Annotated in this window: 19 protein-coding genes; 4 read left to right on the top strand and 15 right to left on the bottom strand. The window is 64.0% G+C overall.

What is annotated here, in order from left to right:
* Nucleotides 1–315: 315 nt before the first annotated feature.
* The 4 genes from panD to Q1L59_RS05780 form a co-directional block, all read right to left on the bottom strand.
* The gene (gene panD / locus Q1L59_RS05795; RefSeq protein ID WP_300329355.1) at nt 316–699 is read right to left on the bottom strand and encodes an aspartate 1-decarboxylase; all 384 of its coding nucleotides are present in this window, start codon (nt 697–699) and stop codon (nt 316–318) included.
* Between the two features lie 57 nt (nt 700–756).
* Nucleotides 757–1,602 (bottom strand): pantoate--beta-alanine ligase, encoded by an 846-nt coding sequence (gene panC / locus Q1L59_RS05790; protein ID WP_300329352.1) that lies wholly within the window; start codon nt 1,600–1,602, stop codon nt 757–759.
* 141 nt (nt 1,603–1,743) lie between these two features.
* Nucleotides 1,744–2,556, bottom strand: coding sequence for a 3-methyl-2-oxobutanoate hydroxymethyltransferase (gene panB, locus Q1L59_RS05785; protein ID WP_300329349.1), 813 nt, complete (start codon nt 2,554–2,556; stop codon nt 1,744–1,746).
* 4 nt (nt 2,557–2,560) lie between these two features.
* Nucleotides 2,561–3,217 carry a deoxynucleoside kinase gene (locus tag Q1L59_RS05780; RefSeq protein WP_300329879.1) on the bottom strand — a complete coding sequence of 219 codons (657 nt, stop codon included), beginning with the start codon at nt 3,215–3,217 and terminating at the stop codon, nt 2,561–2,563.
* 409 nt (nt 3,218–3,626) lie between these two features.
* Here Q1L59_RS05780 and Q1L59_RS05775 point away from each other — a divergent pair, with 409 nt between their 5' ends.
* Nucleotides 3,627–3,830 carry a hypothetical protein gene (locus Q1L59_RS05775; protein ID WP_300329346.1) on the top strand — a complete coding sequence of 68 codons (204 nt, stop codon included), beginning with the start codon at nt 3,627–3,629 and terminating at the stop codon, nt 3,828–3,830.
* Between the two features lie 19 nt (nt 3,831–3,849).
* On the opposite strand, the gene folK is transcribed toward Q1L59_RS05775, so the two are convergent.
* The 4 genes from folK to Q1L59_RS05755 form a co-directional block, all read right to left on the bottom strand.
* Entirely contained in the window at nt 3,850–4,350 is a 501-nt protein-coding gene (gene folK, locus Q1L59_RS05770; protein ID WP_300329877.1) for a 2-amino-4-hydroxy-6-hydroxymethyldihydropteridine diphosphokinase, read from the bottom strand.
* 154 nt (nt 4,351–4,504) lie between these two features.
* Complete coding sequence (gene pcnB, locus Q1L59_RS05765; protein WP_300329343.1) at nt 4,505–5,860, bottom strand: polynucleotide adenylyltransferase PcnB; 1,356 nt, start codon at nt 5,858–5,860, stop codon at nt 4,505–4,507.
* 90 nt (nt 5,861–5,950) lie between these two features.
* The gene (locus Q1L59_RS05760) at nt 5,951–6,616 is read right to left on the bottom strand and encodes an HAD family hydrolase (RefSeq protein ID WP_300329340.1); all 666 of its coding nucleotides are present in this window, start codon (nt 6,614–6,616) and stop codon (nt 5,951–5,953) included.
* A 20-nt stretch (nt 6,617–6,636) separates the two neighbouring features.
* Nucleotides 6,637–7,302 (bottom strand): DnaA/Hda family protein, encoded by a 666-nt coding sequence (locus Q1L59_RS05755; RefSeq protein ID WP_300329338.1) that lies wholly within the window; start codon nt 7,300–7,302, stop codon nt 6,637–6,639.
* Between the two features lie 144 nt (nt 7,303–7,446).
* Here Q1L59_RS05755 and purM point away from each other — a divergent pair, with 144 nt between their 5' ends.
* The gene (purM, locus tag Q1L59_RS05750) at nt 7,447–8,484 is read left to right on the top strand and encodes a phosphoribosylformylglycinamidine cyclo-ligase (RefSeq protein WP_300329336.1); all 1,038 of its coding nucleotides are present in this window, start codon (nt 7,447–7,449) and stop codon (nt 8,482–8,484) included.
* Nucleotides 8,485–8,656: 172 nt separating this feature from the next.
* Here purM and Q1L59_RS05745 read toward each other — a convergent pair whose 3' ends face one another.
* The gene (locus tag Q1L59_RS05745) at nt 8,657–8,992 is read right to left on the bottom strand and encodes a hypothetical protein (RefSeq protein ID WP_300329332.1); all 336 of its coding nucleotides are present in this window, start codon (nt 8,990–8,992) and stop codon (nt 8,657–8,659) included.
* A gap of 410 nt (nt 8,993–9,402) precedes the next feature.
* On the opposite strand from Q1L59_RS05745, the gene Q1L59_RS05740 reads away from it, so the two are divergent.
* Nucleotides 9,403–11,475, top strand: coding sequence for an ATP-dependent helicase (locus tag Q1L59_RS05740; RefSeq protein WP_300329874.1), 2,073 nt, complete (start codon nt 9,403–9,405; stop codon nt 11,473–11,475).
* 421 nt (nt 11,476–11,896) lie between these two features.
* Nucleotides 11,897–12,028: a hypothetical protein gene (locus Q1L59_RS05735; RefSeq protein ID WP_300329329.1), complete on the top strand. Its 132-nt coding sequence runs from the start codon at nt 11,897–11,899 to the stop codon at nt 12,026–12,028.
* Between the two features lie 96 nt (nt 12,029–12,124).
* Here the strand turns inward: Q1L59_RS05735 and Q1L59_RS05730 are convergent, their stop codons facing one another.
* The 6 genes from Q1L59_RS05730 to Q1L59_RS05705 all read right to left on the bottom strand — a co-directional run bounded on the left by Q1L59_RS05730 (nt 12,125) and on the right by Q1L59_RS05705 (nt 17,556).
* The gene (locus tag Q1L59_RS05730) at nt 12,125–13,066 is read right to left on the bottom strand and encodes a DMT family transporter (RefSeq protein WP_300329326.1); all 942 of its coding nucleotides are present in this window, start codon (nt 13,064–13,066) and stop codon (nt 12,125–12,127) included.
* An 87-nt stretch (nt 13,067–13,153) separates the two neighbouring features.
* Nucleotides 13,154–13,714 (bottom strand): peroxiredoxin, encoded by a 561-nt coding sequence (locus tag Q1L59_RS05725; protein WP_300329323.1) that lies wholly within the window; start codon nt 13,712–13,714, stop codon nt 13,154–13,156.
* Nucleotides 13,715–13,716: 2 nt separating this feature from the next.
* Nucleotides 13,717–14,430 carry an ABC transporter ATP-binding protein gene (locus tag Q1L59_RS05720; RefSeq protein ID WP_300329871.1) on the bottom strand — a complete coding sequence of 238 codons (714 nt, stop codon included), beginning with the start codon at nt 14,428–14,430 and terminating at the stop codon, nt 13,717–13,719.
* Nucleotides 14,430–15,251 (bottom strand): ATP-binding cassette domain-containing protein, encoded by an 822-nt coding sequence (locus Q1L59_RS05715; RefSeq protein ID WP_300329868.1) that lies wholly within the window; start codon nt 15,249–15,251, stop codon nt 14,430–14,432. Before Q1L59_RS05715 ends, Q1L59_RS05720 begins: the two co-directional genes overlap by 1 nt.
* 86 nt (nt 15,252–15,337) lie before the next feature.
* A complete protein-coding gene (gene livM / locus Q1L59_RS05710; protein WP_300329320.1) occupies nt 15,338–16,642 on the bottom strand; it encodes a high-affinity branched-chain amino acid ABC transporter permease LivM in 1,305 nt (434 codons plus the stop codon).
* A complete protein-coding gene (locus Q1L59_RS05705; protein ID WP_300329317.1) occupies nt 16,642–17,556 on the bottom strand; it encodes a branched-chain amino acid ABC transporter permease LivH in 915 nt (304 codons plus the stop codon). Before Q1L59_RS05705 ends, livM begins: the two co-directional genes overlap by 1 nt.
* Nucleotides 17,557–17,650 lie beyond the last annotated feature (94 nt).

Here is a 17,650-nt window from a genome sequence, read left to right as displayed (position 1 = left end):
AGCCCGAGGCGAAGCCAGCCCCGCCACCCGAAACGCCGCAGGCCGAGGGCACGGACGCCTCGTCTTGGGGCGGCTGCGGTGGGTTCAGGTCCTTTCTGGAATCCAGGGGGTTTGCCCCGCTGGGGATTTGCTGGGAGAGAGGTGCCGACCGGAGTTTGAAGCTGCGAGCCGCAGAAAGTGAAAGACCCCGCAGGTTTCCCTCCGGGGTCTTTTTTCGGGCTTGGGAGCCGTCAGGTCTTCAAGCTGTCAACTGAACGTGGACGCGCGTGTCGCGGCTTTCCTCGTCGGTGTGGCTTGCCTTCTCGGCGGTCCTTCTCAGGCGGCTGCCTGCGCCGGAATGTGTCCGGCAGTCCGCACGATTCTGTTCTGCGTATCGACGTAGATCAGTTGCGGCGCATAGCGGCTCAGTTCAAGCTCACTATAGACGGCAAAGCTGGCAATGATCAGCAAGTCACCCGGCGCCGCGCGTCGGGCGGCGGATCCGTTAACCGAGATGACTCCCGATCCGCGTTCGGCGCGAATCGCATAGGTGGTGAAGCGTTCGCCATTGCTGACGTTCCAAACGTCGATCTGCTCGTACTCGCGGATATTCGAGGCATCAAGCAGGTCTTCGTCGATAGCGCATGAACCTTCGTAGTGAAGCTCGGCGTGCGTCGCGGTTACGCGGTGCAGCTTGGACTTCAGCATCGTTCTCTGCATGGAGTCACCGATCTAGTGGGGGAGGGGAAGCGCATTGTAGCGGCTAATAGGCGCATGTCAACGGCCGCTCGGGACGTCGATTTCAACGTTGTCGATCAACCTGGCGGCGCCCAAACGGCTGGCTGCAAGCACGACCAAGGCTTCCTCTTCGTCTGCTTCGGGCGGTTGCAGATCGCTTTGCCGGCGTACGGCGACGTAGTCCGTTCGCCATCCATTGCGCTCGAGTTCGGCAAAGGCGTCTTCCTCCAGCACGCTGTAGTTTCGTGCCCCGGCCGATACGGCGTTCGCGATCGCTGCGAGCTGGCGATGCAGACGCGGCGCTTCGGCGCGCTCGGCTGGCGACAGATAGGCGTTACGCGACGACAGCGCGAGACCGCAAGCATCGCGCACCGTTTCTCCGCCGACGATCTCGATCGGCAGCGCCAGTTGTTGCGTCATGTTGCGCAGGATGAACAGTTGCTGATAGTCCTTCTTGCCGAACAGCGCGACTTGCGGCTGAACAATGTTGAACAGTTTGAGGACGACGGTCGCCACGCCGCGGAAATGGCCCGGCCGAAACTCACCGTCAAGCTGATGCTGGACCTCTGGCGGGTCGACGTAATACTGCTGCGCCGTTGGGTAAAGGTCGGACTCGGCAGGCGCGAAAAGGACATCGACCTGAGCTGCAACAAGCTGCGCGCAGTCGGCCTCGAGCGTACGCGGATAACGATCGAAGTCGTCGCTCGGTCCGAACTGCAAGCGGTTGACAAAGATGCTGGCGACGACCAGATCGCCAAGCTGGCGCGCTTGTTTCATCAGCGCGATGTGCCCGGCGTGCAGATTGCCCATGGTCGGCACGAAGGCAATCCGGCGGTGGCCCTTGAGTGCTTGGCGAAGGTCGGCGATCGACGAATGTATCTGCATGGCGGTGCGTGGCCTTTGTTCTTGATCAAGCGGTCGAGGGGGAATTGTTTCCGGGCGGGTGTCGGCAACGGCATTGCCGGTCAGTTCGGGCGGGCGGTAGGTATGACCTGAGGCCGGCGATCGATGATCGCCGGCGCACGTTCAGTAACAGTGTTCCGGGCCTGGGAAGCTTCCGTCCTTGACGGCCGCGGCGTAGGCCGCGATGGCGTCGCCGATGGAGGGCTGGCCGGCCATGAAATTGCGGACAAAACGGGCCTTGCGACCGCTTGACACGTCGAGCATGTCGTGCAGAACGAGGACCTGGCCCGAGCAGTGGCGGCTGGCGCCGATGCCGATGGTGGGGATGGCGAGGCGATCGGTGGTCTCGGCCGCCAGTGCTTCCGGGATGGCTTCAAGCACAATCAGCGAAGCGCCAGCCTCCTGCTGGGCGAGCGCATCCCTGATCAGGCGTGCGGCACCCGAGTCGTCGCGACCCTGGATGCGGTAGCCGCCGAGCTGGTGGACCGACTGCGGTGTCAAGCCGACGTGCGCGCAGACGGGAATGCCACGCGCGGTAAGGAAGCGTGTCGTTTCAGCCATCTCGACGCCGCCTTCCAGCTTCACCATCTGGGCACCCGCCGCCATCAGGTGAACCGCGTTGCGCATCGCCTGCGCCGGGCTTTCCTGAAAGCTGCCGAAAGGCATGTCGGCAACGAGCAGCGCGCGCTGGCTGCCGCGAGCGACGGCTGCCGTGTGATACGCGATGTCGGACAAGCTTACCGGCAGCGTCGAGTCGTGGCCTTGAACGACCATGCCGAGCGAATCGCCGACGAGCAGGACGTCGATTCCAGCGGCATCGCAGATCCTGGCAAAGCTCGCGTCATAGCAGGTCAGAACAGCGATCTTTTCGCCGCTGGCACGCATCCTGGCAAGCTCGACGAGCGTTACTCGGCGCGTCACGACATGGGTGGACATGGCCTCACTCTCCTCGGTTGAAGTATTCGCGGTGCCCGCGCATGGCCTCGATGCGCGTGACCAACAATTGAAAATCGTCGTCGCGGTCGACGAAGTTGATGTTCTCGGAATTCACCACCATTACCGGTGCAGCGTCATAGTTATGAAAGAAGCGAGTGTAGCTCTCGGCAAGAATCGTCAGGTAAGCATCGCCGATGCTGCGCTCGATCTCCACCCCGCGCTTGCGGACGCGGGCGATCAGCGTTTCCGGTGTAGCCTGCAGATAGATCACCAGGCTTGGCGCGCGCGCTTGCGGCGGTGCCAGCATGTCGTGGACCTTGCGATAGAGGCCGTACTCGTCGTCGCTCAGCGTCAGGCGGGCGAACAAGGCATCCTTTTCGAGCAGATAATCGGCAACGACCGGACGCGTCAGGAGATCGGCTTGCGGCAAGTCACGCAAATGCTCGACCCGCTGGAAAAGGAAGGCAAGCTGCGTTGCCAGTGCGAAGCGCTGCTGGTCCTGGTAGAAACGGTTCAGGAAGGGATTGGCTTCCGGTTGATCGAGCAGTGCCTGGCCGCCCAGGTAGTCGGCAAGACGGCGGGTAAGACTGGTCTTGCCGACGCCGATCGGGCCTTCAACAACAATATGGCGGGCACTGCTCAGGGTATTGCGCGAGGACATAAGAAGGTCGGTGGTCGAGAACGAGTGAAGGGTCGAGTAAAGGCAGGCTTGGCTGGGCATATCAGCCCACTGCTCAAGGTCACTAGCGCACGACCTCTTGCGGCACACGCCTGTTTTGTCATGGGGTCGGTGCGGGGTGCTGTTCAACGACGGCGCGTATACTAGGATACTAGGATACCGAGTGGAAAGGCCGGATAGTCACGTCTGCGCGCGTTTGGCAAAAAAAAGAGCGGGGGCAGACGCCGTGCGTCCTCATGCCGGTGAAGCAATGGCAAGTATCGGCAGAATCAGCAGGCGCAGCTCGAGCGCCGCGCGGCACTCGCCGTCAGCGCGGCTGCTCCGTCACAAGCTGGTACAGACGAGTTTTCATCTGGTGCGTTATTCAACCACAACTTGATGGAGACGATTGATGAAAGCCTGCGCTGTGCCCTTGCTTGTTGCCGTACTCATGTTGACCGGCTGTATCGTCGTTCCCGCTGAGCCCGCGTACGTCGGCCCGCCGCGTGTCCATGTGCGACCTCCAGCCGTTTACGTCGTTCCCGGCGGCGGATACTACAGCCATCGGCGCGACCACGACCCGTATTGGGGGCGCGGTTACCGCCGCGACTATTGAGCGGTTGGTGCTTCGGCTGTCAGCGGGTGAGCCTTTCAATCCGCTGGCGGCTGACTGCCGGCAGCCAGGCGGCGGCGTAGCCGCGCCCCGGGATGCGACAGTCTGGTGCGATCTCGAGCAGCGGAGCGATGACGAAGGCGCGCAGGTGCATGCGCGGGTGCGGCAGACTCAGACGCTGTGTGACCAGCGTGCGGTCGTCGTAGAGGAGCAGGTCGAGGTCGAGCGTGCGGGGAGAGTTGCGATACGTCCGCTGGCGGCCAAACTGCCGTTCGATGGCAAACAGCGCTTCAAGCAGGTCGGCCGGGGAAAGCTCGGTTTCCAGCGCGGCGACGGCGTTGATGAAATCGGGTTGGCCGCGAATTCCGACTGGCGCCGTGCGATAGAGCGACGACAGGCGGAGCAGCCGGAAACCAGCTTGCCGGGCGAGCGCTGCGCCCGCCGTCTCGACCTGCAGCACCGGGTTTGCCAGGTTGGCACCAAGGGCGACATAGGCCAAGTGTTGCGTCCCCTTATCGCGCATCGAAGGGTGCGTGTGCGTTTCCGTCTGAGTTTGCTCAGCAAGCTCGGCCTTCATCCAGCCGCTCCTGGTTGCCACAGGATGGTGGCCAGGTCGGCTTGTGCCAATCGCTGGGCGGAGCGGCTGGCCGAGCGCCCGGCAGCGCAGCGGCCGATCATCAATCAGTCTTTTCGACCCCTGATGCCCGCACCGAGCGTCGCCGCCGGCGACGTTTCCTGGTCGTTTCGCCTGTCTGTCCGAGCACCATCGAAGCACGGCTTTCATCGTCGGCGTGGAGAAAATCGGTCCACCAGTTGCCAATCTCACTTTCTACTTCGCCCGCCAGCGTGCGCAAGAGGAGGAAATCATAGCCTGCCTTGAAGCGCGGCTGCTGCAGTATGCCGTATGCGCGTTTCCCTGAGCGCTGTTGAAAACGCGGCTGCAGGGTCCAGATGTCCTTCATGTCGCCAGCAATACGCCGGGTGATGGCGAGTTTCTCGCCTTGCACTTCGATCACTTCGTCCATTGCCTGAAAAAACAGGACGTGGTTGCTGGGTGACTCGGCATCCTTCTGCAGAGCGGCCCACTTGGCGAGCACCTCGTGCCAGAGCAGGCTTGCAAAGAGGAAGCCGGGCGAAACAGGCTTTCCTTCGCGGACACGCTGATCGGTCGTCTCCAGAGCCAGTATGACGAAGCGCTCACCGACCGGATGCTCGAGGATCACATCGAGCAACGGCAGCAAACCACGGTGCAGCCCTTCTTCGCGCAGTTGACTGACGCAGCGCACGGCATGGCCCGAGGTCAGCAGTTTGAGCATTTCGTCGAACAGGCGTGAGGGCGGCACGTTGCCGATCAGGTCAGCCATTTCGCGAATTGGTCGGCGTGCTGCGGGATCGATCGAAAGGCCGAGCTTGGCCGCCAGTCGGACGGCGCGCAGCATGCGCACCGGATCTTCACGGTAGCGTGTGCGCGGATCGCCGATCATGCGCAGCGTCTTTTGCTGCAGGTCGGCGACGCCATGGTGATAATCGACGATGTTCTCGCAGGCCGGATCGTAGTACAGCGCGTTGACCGTAAAATCACGCCGGGCGGCGTCCTCCGATTGGCTGCCGAAGACGTTGTCGCGCAACACGCGCCCTTGCTCGTCGACTTGTCCATGGCTCCCCGCGTCGTCGCCGTGATGGCCGCGAAACGTCGTGACCTCGATCGTTTCGGCCCCGATCCCGACATGCACGATCTGAAAACGGCGGCCAATGATGCGCGCGCGACGAAAGCTCTGACGAACCTGTTCGGGTGTGGCGTTGGTGGCGACGTCGAAGTCCTTCGGCGTCAGGCCGGCCAGCAGGTCGCGTACCGCGCCGCCGACAACGTAAGCCTGGTAGCCGCTTTCTTGCAGGGTTTCGATCGTGCGCCGGCACGCCCGACTGATCTGATCGCGTTGCAGACCATGCTGCTCGACCGGAATGATTGCCGGCTCAACAGCGTCGGTCGGGGTGCTGCGTCCGAGGACGCGAGAAATGAACTTGCGGATCATTGCGGGCGGTGCGTCTTCCTGCCTGAAGGCTGAGAGCGGCCGATCATAGCTGATATTGTGCCTTTCATCAGTGCTGGAACAAACGATCGTTCAAGCGAGAAGGCTCGTCACGGGCCAGCCCAGAGCTTCGGCATGCGCGCGCAGCGTGGCATCGGGGTCGACCGCCACCGGCTTGCTGACCTTGGAGAGCAAGGGAAGGTCATTCTGCGAGTCGCTGTAGAACCATGTCTGCGCGAAACTTCCCCACCATAGGCCGTGCGCTTCGAGCCAGGCTTCGACGCGCACGATCTTGCCTTCGCGGAAAGACGGGATTCCGCGCACACGTCCAGTGAATTCACCCTGCTCGTGCGCCGGTATCGTGGCAATCAGGTGAGGAATATCGAGGTCGCGCGATACGGGCGCGGTGACGAAGCTGTTGGTCGCGGTGACCAGCGCACAGAGATCGCCGCGTTCACGATGGCGGACAACAAGGGTGCGTGCCTTTGCATTGATCAGCGGCCGGATACGCAACTCGAAGAATTCGTCGCGCCAGGCGTCGAGGACACGCCGCGGATGACGGGCCAGGGGGCGCAACTGGAAATCGAGGAAAGCGTCGATATCCAGCGTGCCCGCCTTGTACTGCTCGTAGAACTCGAGATTGCGCGCTTCGTAGAGCTCGCGCTCGAGTACGCCTTTGGCGATCAGGAACTGCGCCCACTCGAAGTCGCTATCACCGCTGATCAGTGTATTGTCGAGGTCAAAGAGGGCAAGATCCATGGTCGTCAGGCTTTTTCCGGTCAGGCGCAACTGCTTGCAGAAGTGTGCAGCACTTCACGCAGCAGGGGCAGCGTGATCGGTCGCTTGTGTTCGAGCGCGTAATGCTCAATGGCGGTCAGCAAGGCGGTCAGGCTCTGCATGTCGCGTGGAGCGCGCGAGAAGAGGTAGCGCAAGGCAGGTGGTGGCAACACCAGACCGCGCCGCCGGGCGTGTTCAGCCAGCGCCGTGAGCTGTTCGGCCTCGGGTAAGGGCAGCAAGCGGTAGAGCAAGCCGCTCGCCAAGCGCGTCCGCAAGTCCTCGCGCAAGTGCAACTGAGCCGGCGCAACGTTCGCCGCCGCGAGCAGCCGCCCGCCGGTGGCACGCCGCCGGTTGATCTGGTTGAACAGTGCCAGTTGTCCGCGTTCACTGAGTGCTTCGACATTATCGACCGCGAGGCAAGGCGCAGCACCGACGATCGAGCTTAGATCCGGATCCTGGCGCGCGTCGCTGCAGGATTCTGGGCTGCTGCCCCGCAGGAGGTGTGTCTTGCCGACCCCGGAGTCTCCCCACAGGAGAAACACGGTTTCCCGACTGCCGGGCATCAACCACGCGGCTAGCGCGGTTAGCGCTTCGCCATTACTGCCGACGACGAAGTCCTCGAGCGCCGGGTGTCCTTGGGGCAGCAGATCAAGAATTAACTGGCGCATCGTCGAAGGAGTCGTTCAGGGGTGGGTGCTCACCGGTCTGACCGCACGTCGGCAGGCGTTTTCGGATAACATTCGACGTTGGGTGACCAAATAACGCATTCTACCATGCCGGATTGACCCGCTTGGCGCGGGGCAGACAACACGATGACAGACAGACCTCTCTCCTATCGCGACGCCGGGGTCGATATCGACGCTGGCGACGAACTTGTCGAGCGAATCAAGCCATTGGCCAGAAAGACTATGCGCGACGGCGTGCTGGCTGGAATTGGTGGTTTTGGTGCGCTGTTCGAAGTGCCGCGCAGGTACCGCGAGCCCGTACTCGTCGCCGGTACCGATGGCGTCGGCACGAAGCTGAAGCTGGCTTTCGAACTGGCGCAGCACGACCGAATCGGCATCGATCTCGTCGCCATGAGCGTCAACGACATTCTGGTCCAGGGGGCTGAGCCGCTCTTTTTCCTCGATTATTTTGCGTGCGGCAGGCTGCAGGTGGCGACGGCGGCGGATGTGGTCAAAGGGATTGCCTGGGGCTGCGAGATGGCTGGCTGTGCGCTGATCGGCGGCGAGACGGCCGAGATGCCGGGCATGTATCCGGAGGGAGAATACGATCTGGCAGGATTTGCCGTGGGTGTCGTTGAGAAGTCGGCGATCATCGACGGCTCGACGATCGCCGCCGGAGATGTCGTTCTCGGGTTGCCGTCGTCCGGTGCGCATTCGAATGGCTATTCGCTGATCCGCAAGGTCATTGCCCGCTCGCAGGTCGATCTGGGACAGGCATTCGATGGCGACCGGACGCTGGCCGAAGCGATCATGGCGCCAACCCGCATTTACGTCAGACCCCTGCTGGCAGTCATGCAGGCGCTACGCATCAAGGGGATGGCGCACATCACCGGGGGCGGCTTGACCGGCAACGTGCCGCGCATCCTGCCGGCCGGCGTCAAAGCCGAACTGGTTCAGAACGCCTGGCCGCGACAGAAGCTTTTCGACTGGCTGAAGTCGGAAGGACAGGTCGCGGAAAGCGAAATGCACCGTGTTTTCAACTGCGGAATCGGCATGGTCGTGGTCGTTGCCCGTGAGGACGCGCGACAGGCCGTGCGCATTCTGCGCGATGCCGGCGAGCCGGCCCTGGTCATCGGTGGCATCAAGCCGCGTCGCGAGGGCGAGGCGGCGACGATCATCGTCTGACGGTTGCCGGCGACGACCTTGGCCTGCGACAACTTCGCTGCACACGCAACGGTGCCGGCGGTTCGCTGCCGTTGCTTTGTTCGTCATTCGTGGTCGCCCGGTTTCGCCGCGCTCTTTGCTGTCTTCCTCTCCTGCGTCTGAGCTTCAGCGGCTGCGATGGACGGGCGGCGTTTCAGACCTTGATGTTGATTCGGCCGCTGGCGGATGATCGTCGGCGGCTGCTGTTGGTTCGCGTGTCAAGCAGAACGGGACGGCTTTCCAAGCGACGTTCGCCCTTCCGACGTTCGACGACCGGCGCTGTATTGGTTTCCTCACTGACCACCAAGACGTTGACCGGCCGTCCCGCGTGCGCCGGGCGTGGCGCTGTCGGCGGCGGTCGGCCCTGCAGCGATGGCGACAGATCGTTGGCCAAGCTGGCAAGGTTGGCCACGGGTTCAGTCTTTCTCTCCTCGTCTACAACTCGGCCAAGGTTCGTGGCGGGCGGTATCGCTTCTGCTGGAATCTTCATTCTTATCCTCCAGTTCGACCCAGGGCATGGTGCGGCTGGTGCTCGCTCCGGTACAAGACTGGGGCGCTTCGTCACTGTACCACGCTCTGGCGCTGATCGCCCAAGGTCGGCAGTGCTGTTCGGCGCACGGCTGTATCAAGGATCTGTTGAGATCGGGACAGCGAAGCGCGCGAGTGAGGCAGTGGGCGGCGGCGAGCCGGGCAAACCACCTTTCGGCCGGGTACGCTGGTGCATGCCGCGCGGAGGGCCGACGATCACGCTATACTGGCGGGAATGACAGATAACGAGAGGTCATCCTGGTGAACGTTCTTCCCCCGGTAGCGGTCTGCCCGTCGATCAACGAGACGAGCAGCGATGACGGCGGGTCGGGGCAGAGCTGCGGCCGGCGCCGGCCGGCACCGCGCGAGGAAGTGCCAGACGGGCTCAACGAGGAGCAGCGAGCGGCGGTCACCTTCGGCCTTGGCCGGTCGCCAGGCGGCCCTGATGAAGACACGCGCGACGCGCCACTGCTGGTCATTGCCGGCGCCGGTTCCGGCAAGACGAGCACGCTGGCGCATCGCGTTGCGCGCATCATCGCTGATGGCGCCGATCCTCATCGCCTGATGCTGTTGAGCTTTTCGCGACGCGCGGCAGGCGAAATGACTCGTCGCGTCGAACGTATCCTGGATCGGGGTCCGGGCGCTGTCGTCGGCGCCGCGCAGCTCCCTTGGGCAGGGACCTTCCACAGCGTCGGCGCTCGGCTGCTGCGCGAGTACGCCCCGGCGATCGGTCTTGATCCGGCGTTTACGATTCACGACCGGGAGGACTCGGCCGACCTGCTGAACCTCTCCCGCCACCGGCTCGGCCTGTCGACCACTGAAAAGCGTTTCCCGCTGAAAACGACCTGCTTGGCGATCTATTCCGCCGTGCTCAACCGGCAGGCGTCACTGAGCGAGACCCTGCTCAGCGCTTTCCCATGGTGTGCGGGATGGGAAAGCGAGCTCAAGCGCCTGTTTCTTGCCTACGTCGAAGCCAAACAGGCGCAGCAGGTGCTCGATTTCGACGACCTGCTGCTCTATTGGGCACAGATGCTCGAGCAGGCCGAACTGGCACAGGAAATCGGCGGGCGTTTCAGCCACATTCTGGTCGACGAATACCAGGACACCAATCGCTTGCAGGCCAGAATCTTGCTGGCGCTGAAGCCGGATGGTCGCGGTCTGACCGTCGTTGGCGACGACGCGCAGTCGATCTATTCGTTTCGCGGTGCCAGCGTGCGCAACATCCTCGATTTTCCGCAGCAATTCGATCCGCCGGCACGACGGGTGACGCTGGAAAGGAACTACCGATCGACGCAAACCATCCTGCGCGCCGCGAACGCGGTCATCGCGCGTGCCGCGGAGCGCTTCAGCAAGAACTTGTGGAGCGCGCGCGAGTCGTCGGAAAAACCTCGTCTGGTCGCACTCCACGACGATAGCGAGCAGGCGATCTACGTCGCCGAGCAAGTTCTGGCTCGGCGTGAGGAGGGGGTCAGGCTGCGCGCGCAGGCGATCCTCTTTCGCACCGCCCAGCACAGCGCACGCCTCGAAATCGAACTGACGCGCCGCGGCATACCGTTCGTCAAGTTTGGTGGGCTCAAGTTTCTCGAAGCGGCGCACGTCAAGGACGTGCTGGCAATCCTGCGTTGGGCGCAAAATCCGCGCGATCAGGTCGCCGGTTTTCGTGCTGTTCAACTGGTCGCCGGCGTCGGTCCGAAAACCGCTGGTCGGGTGATGGCCAATCTTGCCCAGGCAGCGCCCGGTTGTGCCCTGCTCGGCGAACAGCCGGTGGGCGAGAGGGCGGCGGCCGGCTGGCGCGAGTTCGTCGCGCTCGTCGAGGCGCTCGCTGCCGCCGCGGCGCAGTGGCCGGCAGCGCTCGAGAGCGCTTGCAGCTGGTACGGTGAACAACTCGAACGACTACACGACGACGCCGAGGTTCGCCGCGCCGACCTCGAGCAGCTCGTCCGGATTGCGCTCACCTATCCGAGTGTCGAGCGCTTCCTGACCGAACTGACGCTTGATCCGCCCGAGGCGACCAGCGGCGAAGCCGGTCGGCCCCTGCTCGACGAGGACTATCTTATTCTGTCGACGATACATTCGGCAAAGGGGCAGGAATGGACCGCAGTCACGTTGCTCAACGCGGTCGACGGTTGCATTCCGTCGGACATGGCGACGGGCTCGGCCGACGAAATCGAAGAGGAGCGCCGCCTGCTGTATGTGGCGATGACGCGGGCCAAGGATCACCTCGACTTGCTCGTGCCGCAGCGCTTCTACGTTGCGCATCAGGCGCGTCTGAACGACCGGCACGTTTACGCCAGCCGGACACGCTTCATTCCGAACGCCTTGCTCGAACACTTCGAGCAGGTCACCTGGCCGTCTGGGCGGGTCGACGGTAAGACACGGGAATCTCCCGCGGCCCGGCAGGAGGCACTCGATCTCGCCGCGCGTATGCGCGCCATGTGGCAATGATCGACCGCTCGCGAGTGCCGACGTGATGTCGGGCGGCATCGTGCGGACGCGACGGCACGCCGACTTCGCTACTCGTTCCCATGGCACGCAGCGTTCGCCGCAGCGAAGCCGACACGCTTGAGGCGATCACCAGCTTGGCGCTCGCGCCTTCGCTCTGTCAGCAAGCATCAGCACCCACCAGCGACCGGCTCCTCGCCCATGCCGGCGCGTGCAGAGCTCGTGCGGGCAGGTTCGGCCGAGCGGGAGGCGTTTCCATTGGATGAGTTTTTCTCATCCGTCACATGAGTTTTTGTCGTTTGTCGAAGCTCGTCCAAAAGGCTAGATTTGTTGCGGGCTTCGTGTGGTGTGTGACCCTAGAGTCAGGCGAAGCGGAGCGGTGTTGCTGCCGGGCAGGCAGTGGGGTAATCCAAGGAGCAATAAGATGGAAGCGGGAATTCCGGTGCTTGGTGCAAGCATAACGATTCTTTTCATGCTGGCCTGCTTTGCCTCGCCAGGGGTTGGTCTGGCCGTCGAATGGCTGGCGCGTCACCGGAAGCAGGAGGCCAAGGTCTGAACGAAAGGGATTACCCCGGCGCAGCGATGCGTGCATCGACGGCACATCGCCGTTCGGGCGGCGGGATTCGTATCCAGCGCCAAGGCGTGCTTCGTCTCAACCGCGCTCAGCACGCGCCGCGAGATAGATTCCAAAGAGCAGCAAGATGAAACCAGCTCCTTGCAACGGGGCGAAACCTTCGTCGAAGAGGAGCCAGGCCAGGAGGGCGCTGCCAACCGGTTCGCCCAGCGTAACGACGGCGACGAAGGTTGGCGAGACATGCTTGAGCGACCAGTTGTAGGCGGTGTGGCCAAGTAGTTGCGGGCCGACGGCCATGCCGAGAGCGACCAGGTAGGCGGCGCCGGTGTAGCCGGCGAGGGCTGTGTCGCTGGCCAGACACGCGATGACGAGGAAGAGCGCTGCGCAGCCGTAGGCCAGCCAGACGTACGCGGCAAGTGGCAAATTGGCGCGCAGGCGGCGGCCGATCAGCAGGTACGCGGAAAAGCACCAACTCCCGACGAGAGCCAGGAAATTGCCAAGCAAGGGCTGGCTGCCGGCGGCGCTGGTCCGGCTGTCGCTCCAGAAGATGAGTACGCTGCCGGTCAACGAGATGACGATTCCGACGAGCATCAGGCGGCCCGGCCGTTCGCCGAAAAGGACGAACGAAGCAATACCGATCCACAGCAGGTTGGTCGTGACCAGGGCGGTGCTGCTGGCGACCGACGTGTACGCGAGCGAACTGATCCAGGTCGCGAAGTGCAGTGCGAGAAAGAAGCCGGCAGCGGTCGCGAGCAGCAACTGACGTCGGCTCAGCGCACCCAGCACGCGGCCCGACTGGTAAAGTGCGATCGGCGTTACGATGAGCGCGGCAAACGCCAGCCGCAGAGTGGCAATGGCGAGCGACGGCAGGCCATTGGCCTGGGCATAGCGCGCGAGAATGGCACCAAAGGAAATCGCCAGCAGGCCGATGCCGAGAACCAGGAAAGGCAGCCAGCGCGGCACTTGGCGGTCAGCGGTTTCCGGTGGGGCTTTGGCGCGGCTGGTATCAGTTTGCGACATCCGCTTCAACCGTCCGCTTCGCTTCGCTTGATCGCAAGCGCCGCCCTGAAGCTAAGCTGTTGGTGCCAGCAGATCGCCGATGCAGCGTCAGTGCGGGCGGCGCAACCAGGCGAGCACCTCGTCGGCATTACGGTCGGGCGGGAAGACCGGATAGAAGACCTTCGCAATCTGCCCGTCGCGCACGATCAGCGTCAGCCGCTTGTACAGCTCCATCCCGGCGACGGTGAAGGTCGGCAGTTGCAGGTGGCGCTTCAGTTGCAGCGTGTCGTCGCTGAGCAGTTGAAAGGGCAGATGCAGGCGCTCGCGCGCCTCGCGCTGATCGGCGCCGGTCTGCGCACTGAGGCCGTAGACGCCGGTTTCCAGGTGAGCCAGTTCGGCGAAGTGGTCGCGAAAGCTGCACGACTGCGGGGTGCAGCCGCGCGCGCCAGGGATGCCGTCCCAGCCCTCGGGCAGGGCGACCCCGGGTCGGCCGGTCATCGGGTAGACGTAGATCACCCAGCGCCCGCGCAGCGCGGCAAGTCTGACAGTCGCGCCGTCGGTCGCCGGCAGCGAAAGCTCGGGCAGCGCGCTGCCGGGTAGATGGTCGGCCGCCCCGTCGTCTTGCGGCACCGGCAGCTTGGCCGGCAAGGGGAAGTCGCTGATGCTCATCCTCAGGCGTGTCCCCCGCTCAGATAGGCCGCGTGCACTTCGGGGTTGGCGAGCAGTTCGCGGCCGCTACCGGAGAGGACGATACGGCCGTGCTGCAGGACGTAGCTGCGGTCGGCGACGCGCAATGCGTGATGCGCGTTCTGTTCGACAAGCAGGATGGTCATCCCGTGCTCGCGGTTGAGCTCGCGTATCGTCTGGAAGATTTTCTTGATGTAGAGCGGCGCCAGGCCGAGCGAAGGCTCGTCGAGAAGGAGCAGTTGCGGCCGGCTCATCAGCCCGCGGGCGATCGCCAGCATCTGCTGTTCGCCGCCGGAGAGCGTTCCGGCGCGTTGCTCGCAGCGTTCGTGCAGGATGGGGAAGAGCGTGTACATGCGTTCGAGGTCGACCGCGAAATTTGCTTTGTCAGCGAGTACCGCGCCCATCTGCAGATTCTCCAGCACGCTCATCCGGGGGAAGATGCGCCGCCCTTCGGGGACGAGCGAAATGCCGCGGCGGGCGATGTCGTGCGTTGCCAGACGCGTGATGTCTTCGCCGTCGAAGACGATGCGGCCGGCCGAAGCGCGCGGCTGGCCGCAGAGCGTCATCATCAGGGTCGACTTGCCCGCGCCGTTGGCGCCGATCAGCGTGACGATTTCGCCCACCTGCACCTCGAGGTCTACGCCGTGCAGCGCATGGATCGCGCCGTAGTGCGCATGTACGCCAGAGAGTCTGAGCATCATCGTGCGTTCTCCACCGTTTGCGTGTTTGCCGGCGGGTGAGCGCCCGGCGCCTCTTCGCCGTCTTCCTCGCCGAGATAGGCTTTGATCACGTTCGCGTCGCGCTGCACTTCGGCCGGCGAGCCTTCGGCGATCTTGCGGCCGTAGTTGAGCACGCAGACATGGTCGGAGACGTTCATCACGACGCTCATGTCGTGTTCGATGAGCAGGATGGCGATTCCTTCGTCGCCCGCCAGGTGTTTGAGCAGTTCGTTCAGTTCAGCCGATTCGCGCGGGTTGAGCCCGGCTGCCGGTTCGTCGAGGCAGAGGAGAAGCGGGTCGACGCAGAGCGCGCGAGCAATTTCGATGCGTCGCTGCATGCCGTAGGGCAGCGCTCCGGCCGCACTGTCGGCGTGCGCGATGAGTTTCAGACGTTCGAGCCAGCCGACCGCCTTGGCGATCGCTGCAGTCTCGGCGCGCCGGTAGCCGGGCAGACCAAAGAGACCCGCCAGCGAGAAGCGCGAGGCGTGCTGCAGCGCGTTGTGCTGCGCTACGATCAGGTTTTCGAGCACCGTCATCTGCGGGAAGAGCCGGATGTTCTGGAAGGTGCGGACGACCTGCGCACGGCGTGCGACCTGATGGCTGGCCATTTTTTCCAGGCGCAGGAGCCCGCGTTGTGGATGATTCAGCCGGATGCTGCCGAGTGTCGGCTTGTAAAAGCCGGTCAGGCAGTTGAAGAAGGTCGTCTTGCCGGCGCCGTTGGGGCCGATGACGCCGGTGATGCGGCGTGCGGCGACGTCGAGCGACAGGTCGTCGATCGCCAGCAGGCCGCCGAAGCGCATGCTCAGGCGGTCGACGCGGAGAAGGGGTTGCGCACCGTCGACCGGATTCGCCGCGCGCGCGACGGGCGTTGCGTTGGCGGCCGCGTTCATCGCCCGGCCTCTGCGCTGCGGTAAGCCAGCGTCGGTTCGCGTCGGGCCAGGATTCCGCCCGGCTTCCAGATCATGATCAGGATCATCGCGGCACCGAAGAGGAGCATGCGGTATTCCGCGAAATCGCGCCCAAGCTCGGGCAGCAGGACGAGGACGAGCGAGGCGAGGACGACGCCGAGCTGGCTGCCCATGCCGCCGAGGACGACGATCGCCAGGATGATCGCCGACTCGTTGAAAGTGAACGACTCGGGTGAGATGAAGCCTTGCCGGGCGGCGAAGAAGACGCCGGCGAAGCCACCCAGCATGGCGCCGAGCGCGAAGGCCGAGAGCTTGACGTTACGCGCGTTGATGCCCATCGCCTTGCAGGCGATTTCGTCTTCACGCATGGCCTCCCAGGCACGCCCGATGGGCAGCTTGCGCAGGCGCGAGACGAACAGGTTGGTGAGCAGCGCGAGCGCCAGAATCAGGTAATAGAGAAAGATGATGCGCTGGTGCGGCGAGTATTCGAGACCGAAGAACGAGGCGAACGTCGGCTCGTCGCCCGGCGGCTTGAACGGCAGGCCGAAGAACGACGGACGGGGAATCGACGTGATGCCGTTCGGACCGCCCGACATTTCGGTCCAGTTGACCAGGATGACGCGGATGATTTCGCCGAAGCCCAGCGTGACGATCGCCAGATAGTCGCCGCGCAGGCGCAGCGTCGGCCAGCCGAGCACGATGCCGAAGGTCGCCGCCATCGCCCCGGCCACCGGCAGTGCCTGCCAGAAACCCCATCCGAACTGCGTCGCGAGCAGTCCGTAAGTGTAGGCGCCGACCGCGTAAAAGGCGACGTAACCGAGGTCGAGCAGGCCGGCGAGGCCGACGACGACGTTCAGCCCCCAGCCGAGCATGACGTAGATGAGCACCGTCGTTGCCGTGTCGACGACATAGCGATTGTCGGCGAAGACGATCGGCAGAACGAGTGCGACGAGGAGAGCCAGCCAGCCTGCCCGGCGCAGCAGCAGACTGGTTGCCGGCTGCTGCTCGGCGCTCGCGGCACTCGCTGCGCGCGCTGCGGACTGGCGCTGCGCGCGCCAGTAGTCGATGCCCCAACGCAGCAGCAGGCGGCCGGCGAAACAGACGCCGACGAAGGCGAACAAGGCTGGCCAGCGCGTCGCGATGCGTAGTGCGCCGCCTTGATCGACGGTGGTCAGGCCGATCATCGGGACGCCGAGGAGGAGCGCGATGAAGGCGGTGGCGGCGGCGTCACGCAGCCGTTCGGCGAAGGAGACCGGTTGCTGGGCGAAGACCAGGGCGCTCATCAGACCTTCTCCACTTCCGGCCGGCCGAGCAGGCCCGAGGGACGAAACATGAGGACCAGGATCAGGATGCTGAAGGTGGCCACGTCCTTGTATTCGGCCGACAGGTAGGCCGCCCAGAAGGCTTCGATCAGGCCGATCAGCAAGCCGCCGAGCATCGCGCCGGGCAGTGAGCCGATGCCGCCGAGAACCGCCGCGGTAAAGGCCTTGATTCCGGCAACGAAGCCGATGAAGAAATCGACCACGCCGTAATAGACGGTCACCATGACGCCAGCGACCGCCGCCAGCGCCGCGCCGAGCATGAAAGTAAGCGAGATCGTGCGGTCGACGTTGATGCCGAGCAGGGCGGTCATCGTCCGGTCCTGTTCGCACGAACGCTGCTGGCGGCCGAACGAGGTGCGCGTGATCAGCCAGGTGAAGGCGGCCATCAGGGTGACGGTGACGACGATGATCAGTACCTGCGAATACGCCAGATGAACGGTGAAGCCGTCGACGGTGAGCAGATCGACGCCGCCGACGAGGACCGGTGCGATCGGTTTGACGCGCGCCCCCTGGGTGAGCTGAACCATGTTCTGCAGGAAGATCGACATACCGATGGCCGAGATCAGCGGTGCCAGCCGGGTCGAGCCGCGCAGCGGTCGGTAGGCGGTCCGCTCGACCGTCCAGCCATAGACCGAGGTAAACAGGACGGCGACGAGCAGCACGACGAGCAGGGAAAGTGGCACCGAACTGATGCCGAAGGTCGCGAGCAGGGTAAACACGCTAATCGCAATGAACGCGCTGACCATGTAGATGTCGCCGTGCGCGAAGTTGATCATGCCGATGATGCCGTAGACCATCGTGTAGCCGATCGCGATCAGGCCATAGACAGCACCCAGCGTCAGCCCATTGATCAGTTGCTGCAGTGCGAGAGCCATTTTTCCTCCTCCTCGTGTCCTTCCTGTTCCGTTCACCGTCGTACGCCCATCGCGCCGCCGGCTGTCGCGCCAGCGTTGCTGCCGGCGTCGTCGG

The organism is Accumulibacter sp. (assembly GCF_029255125.1).
In the GTDB taxonomy this organism is placed as follows: Bacteria; Pseudomonadota; Gammaproteobacteria; order Burkholderiales; family Rhodocyclaceae; genus Accumulibacter.
This window is presented reverse-complemented; position numbering and strand designations above follow the sequence as displayed.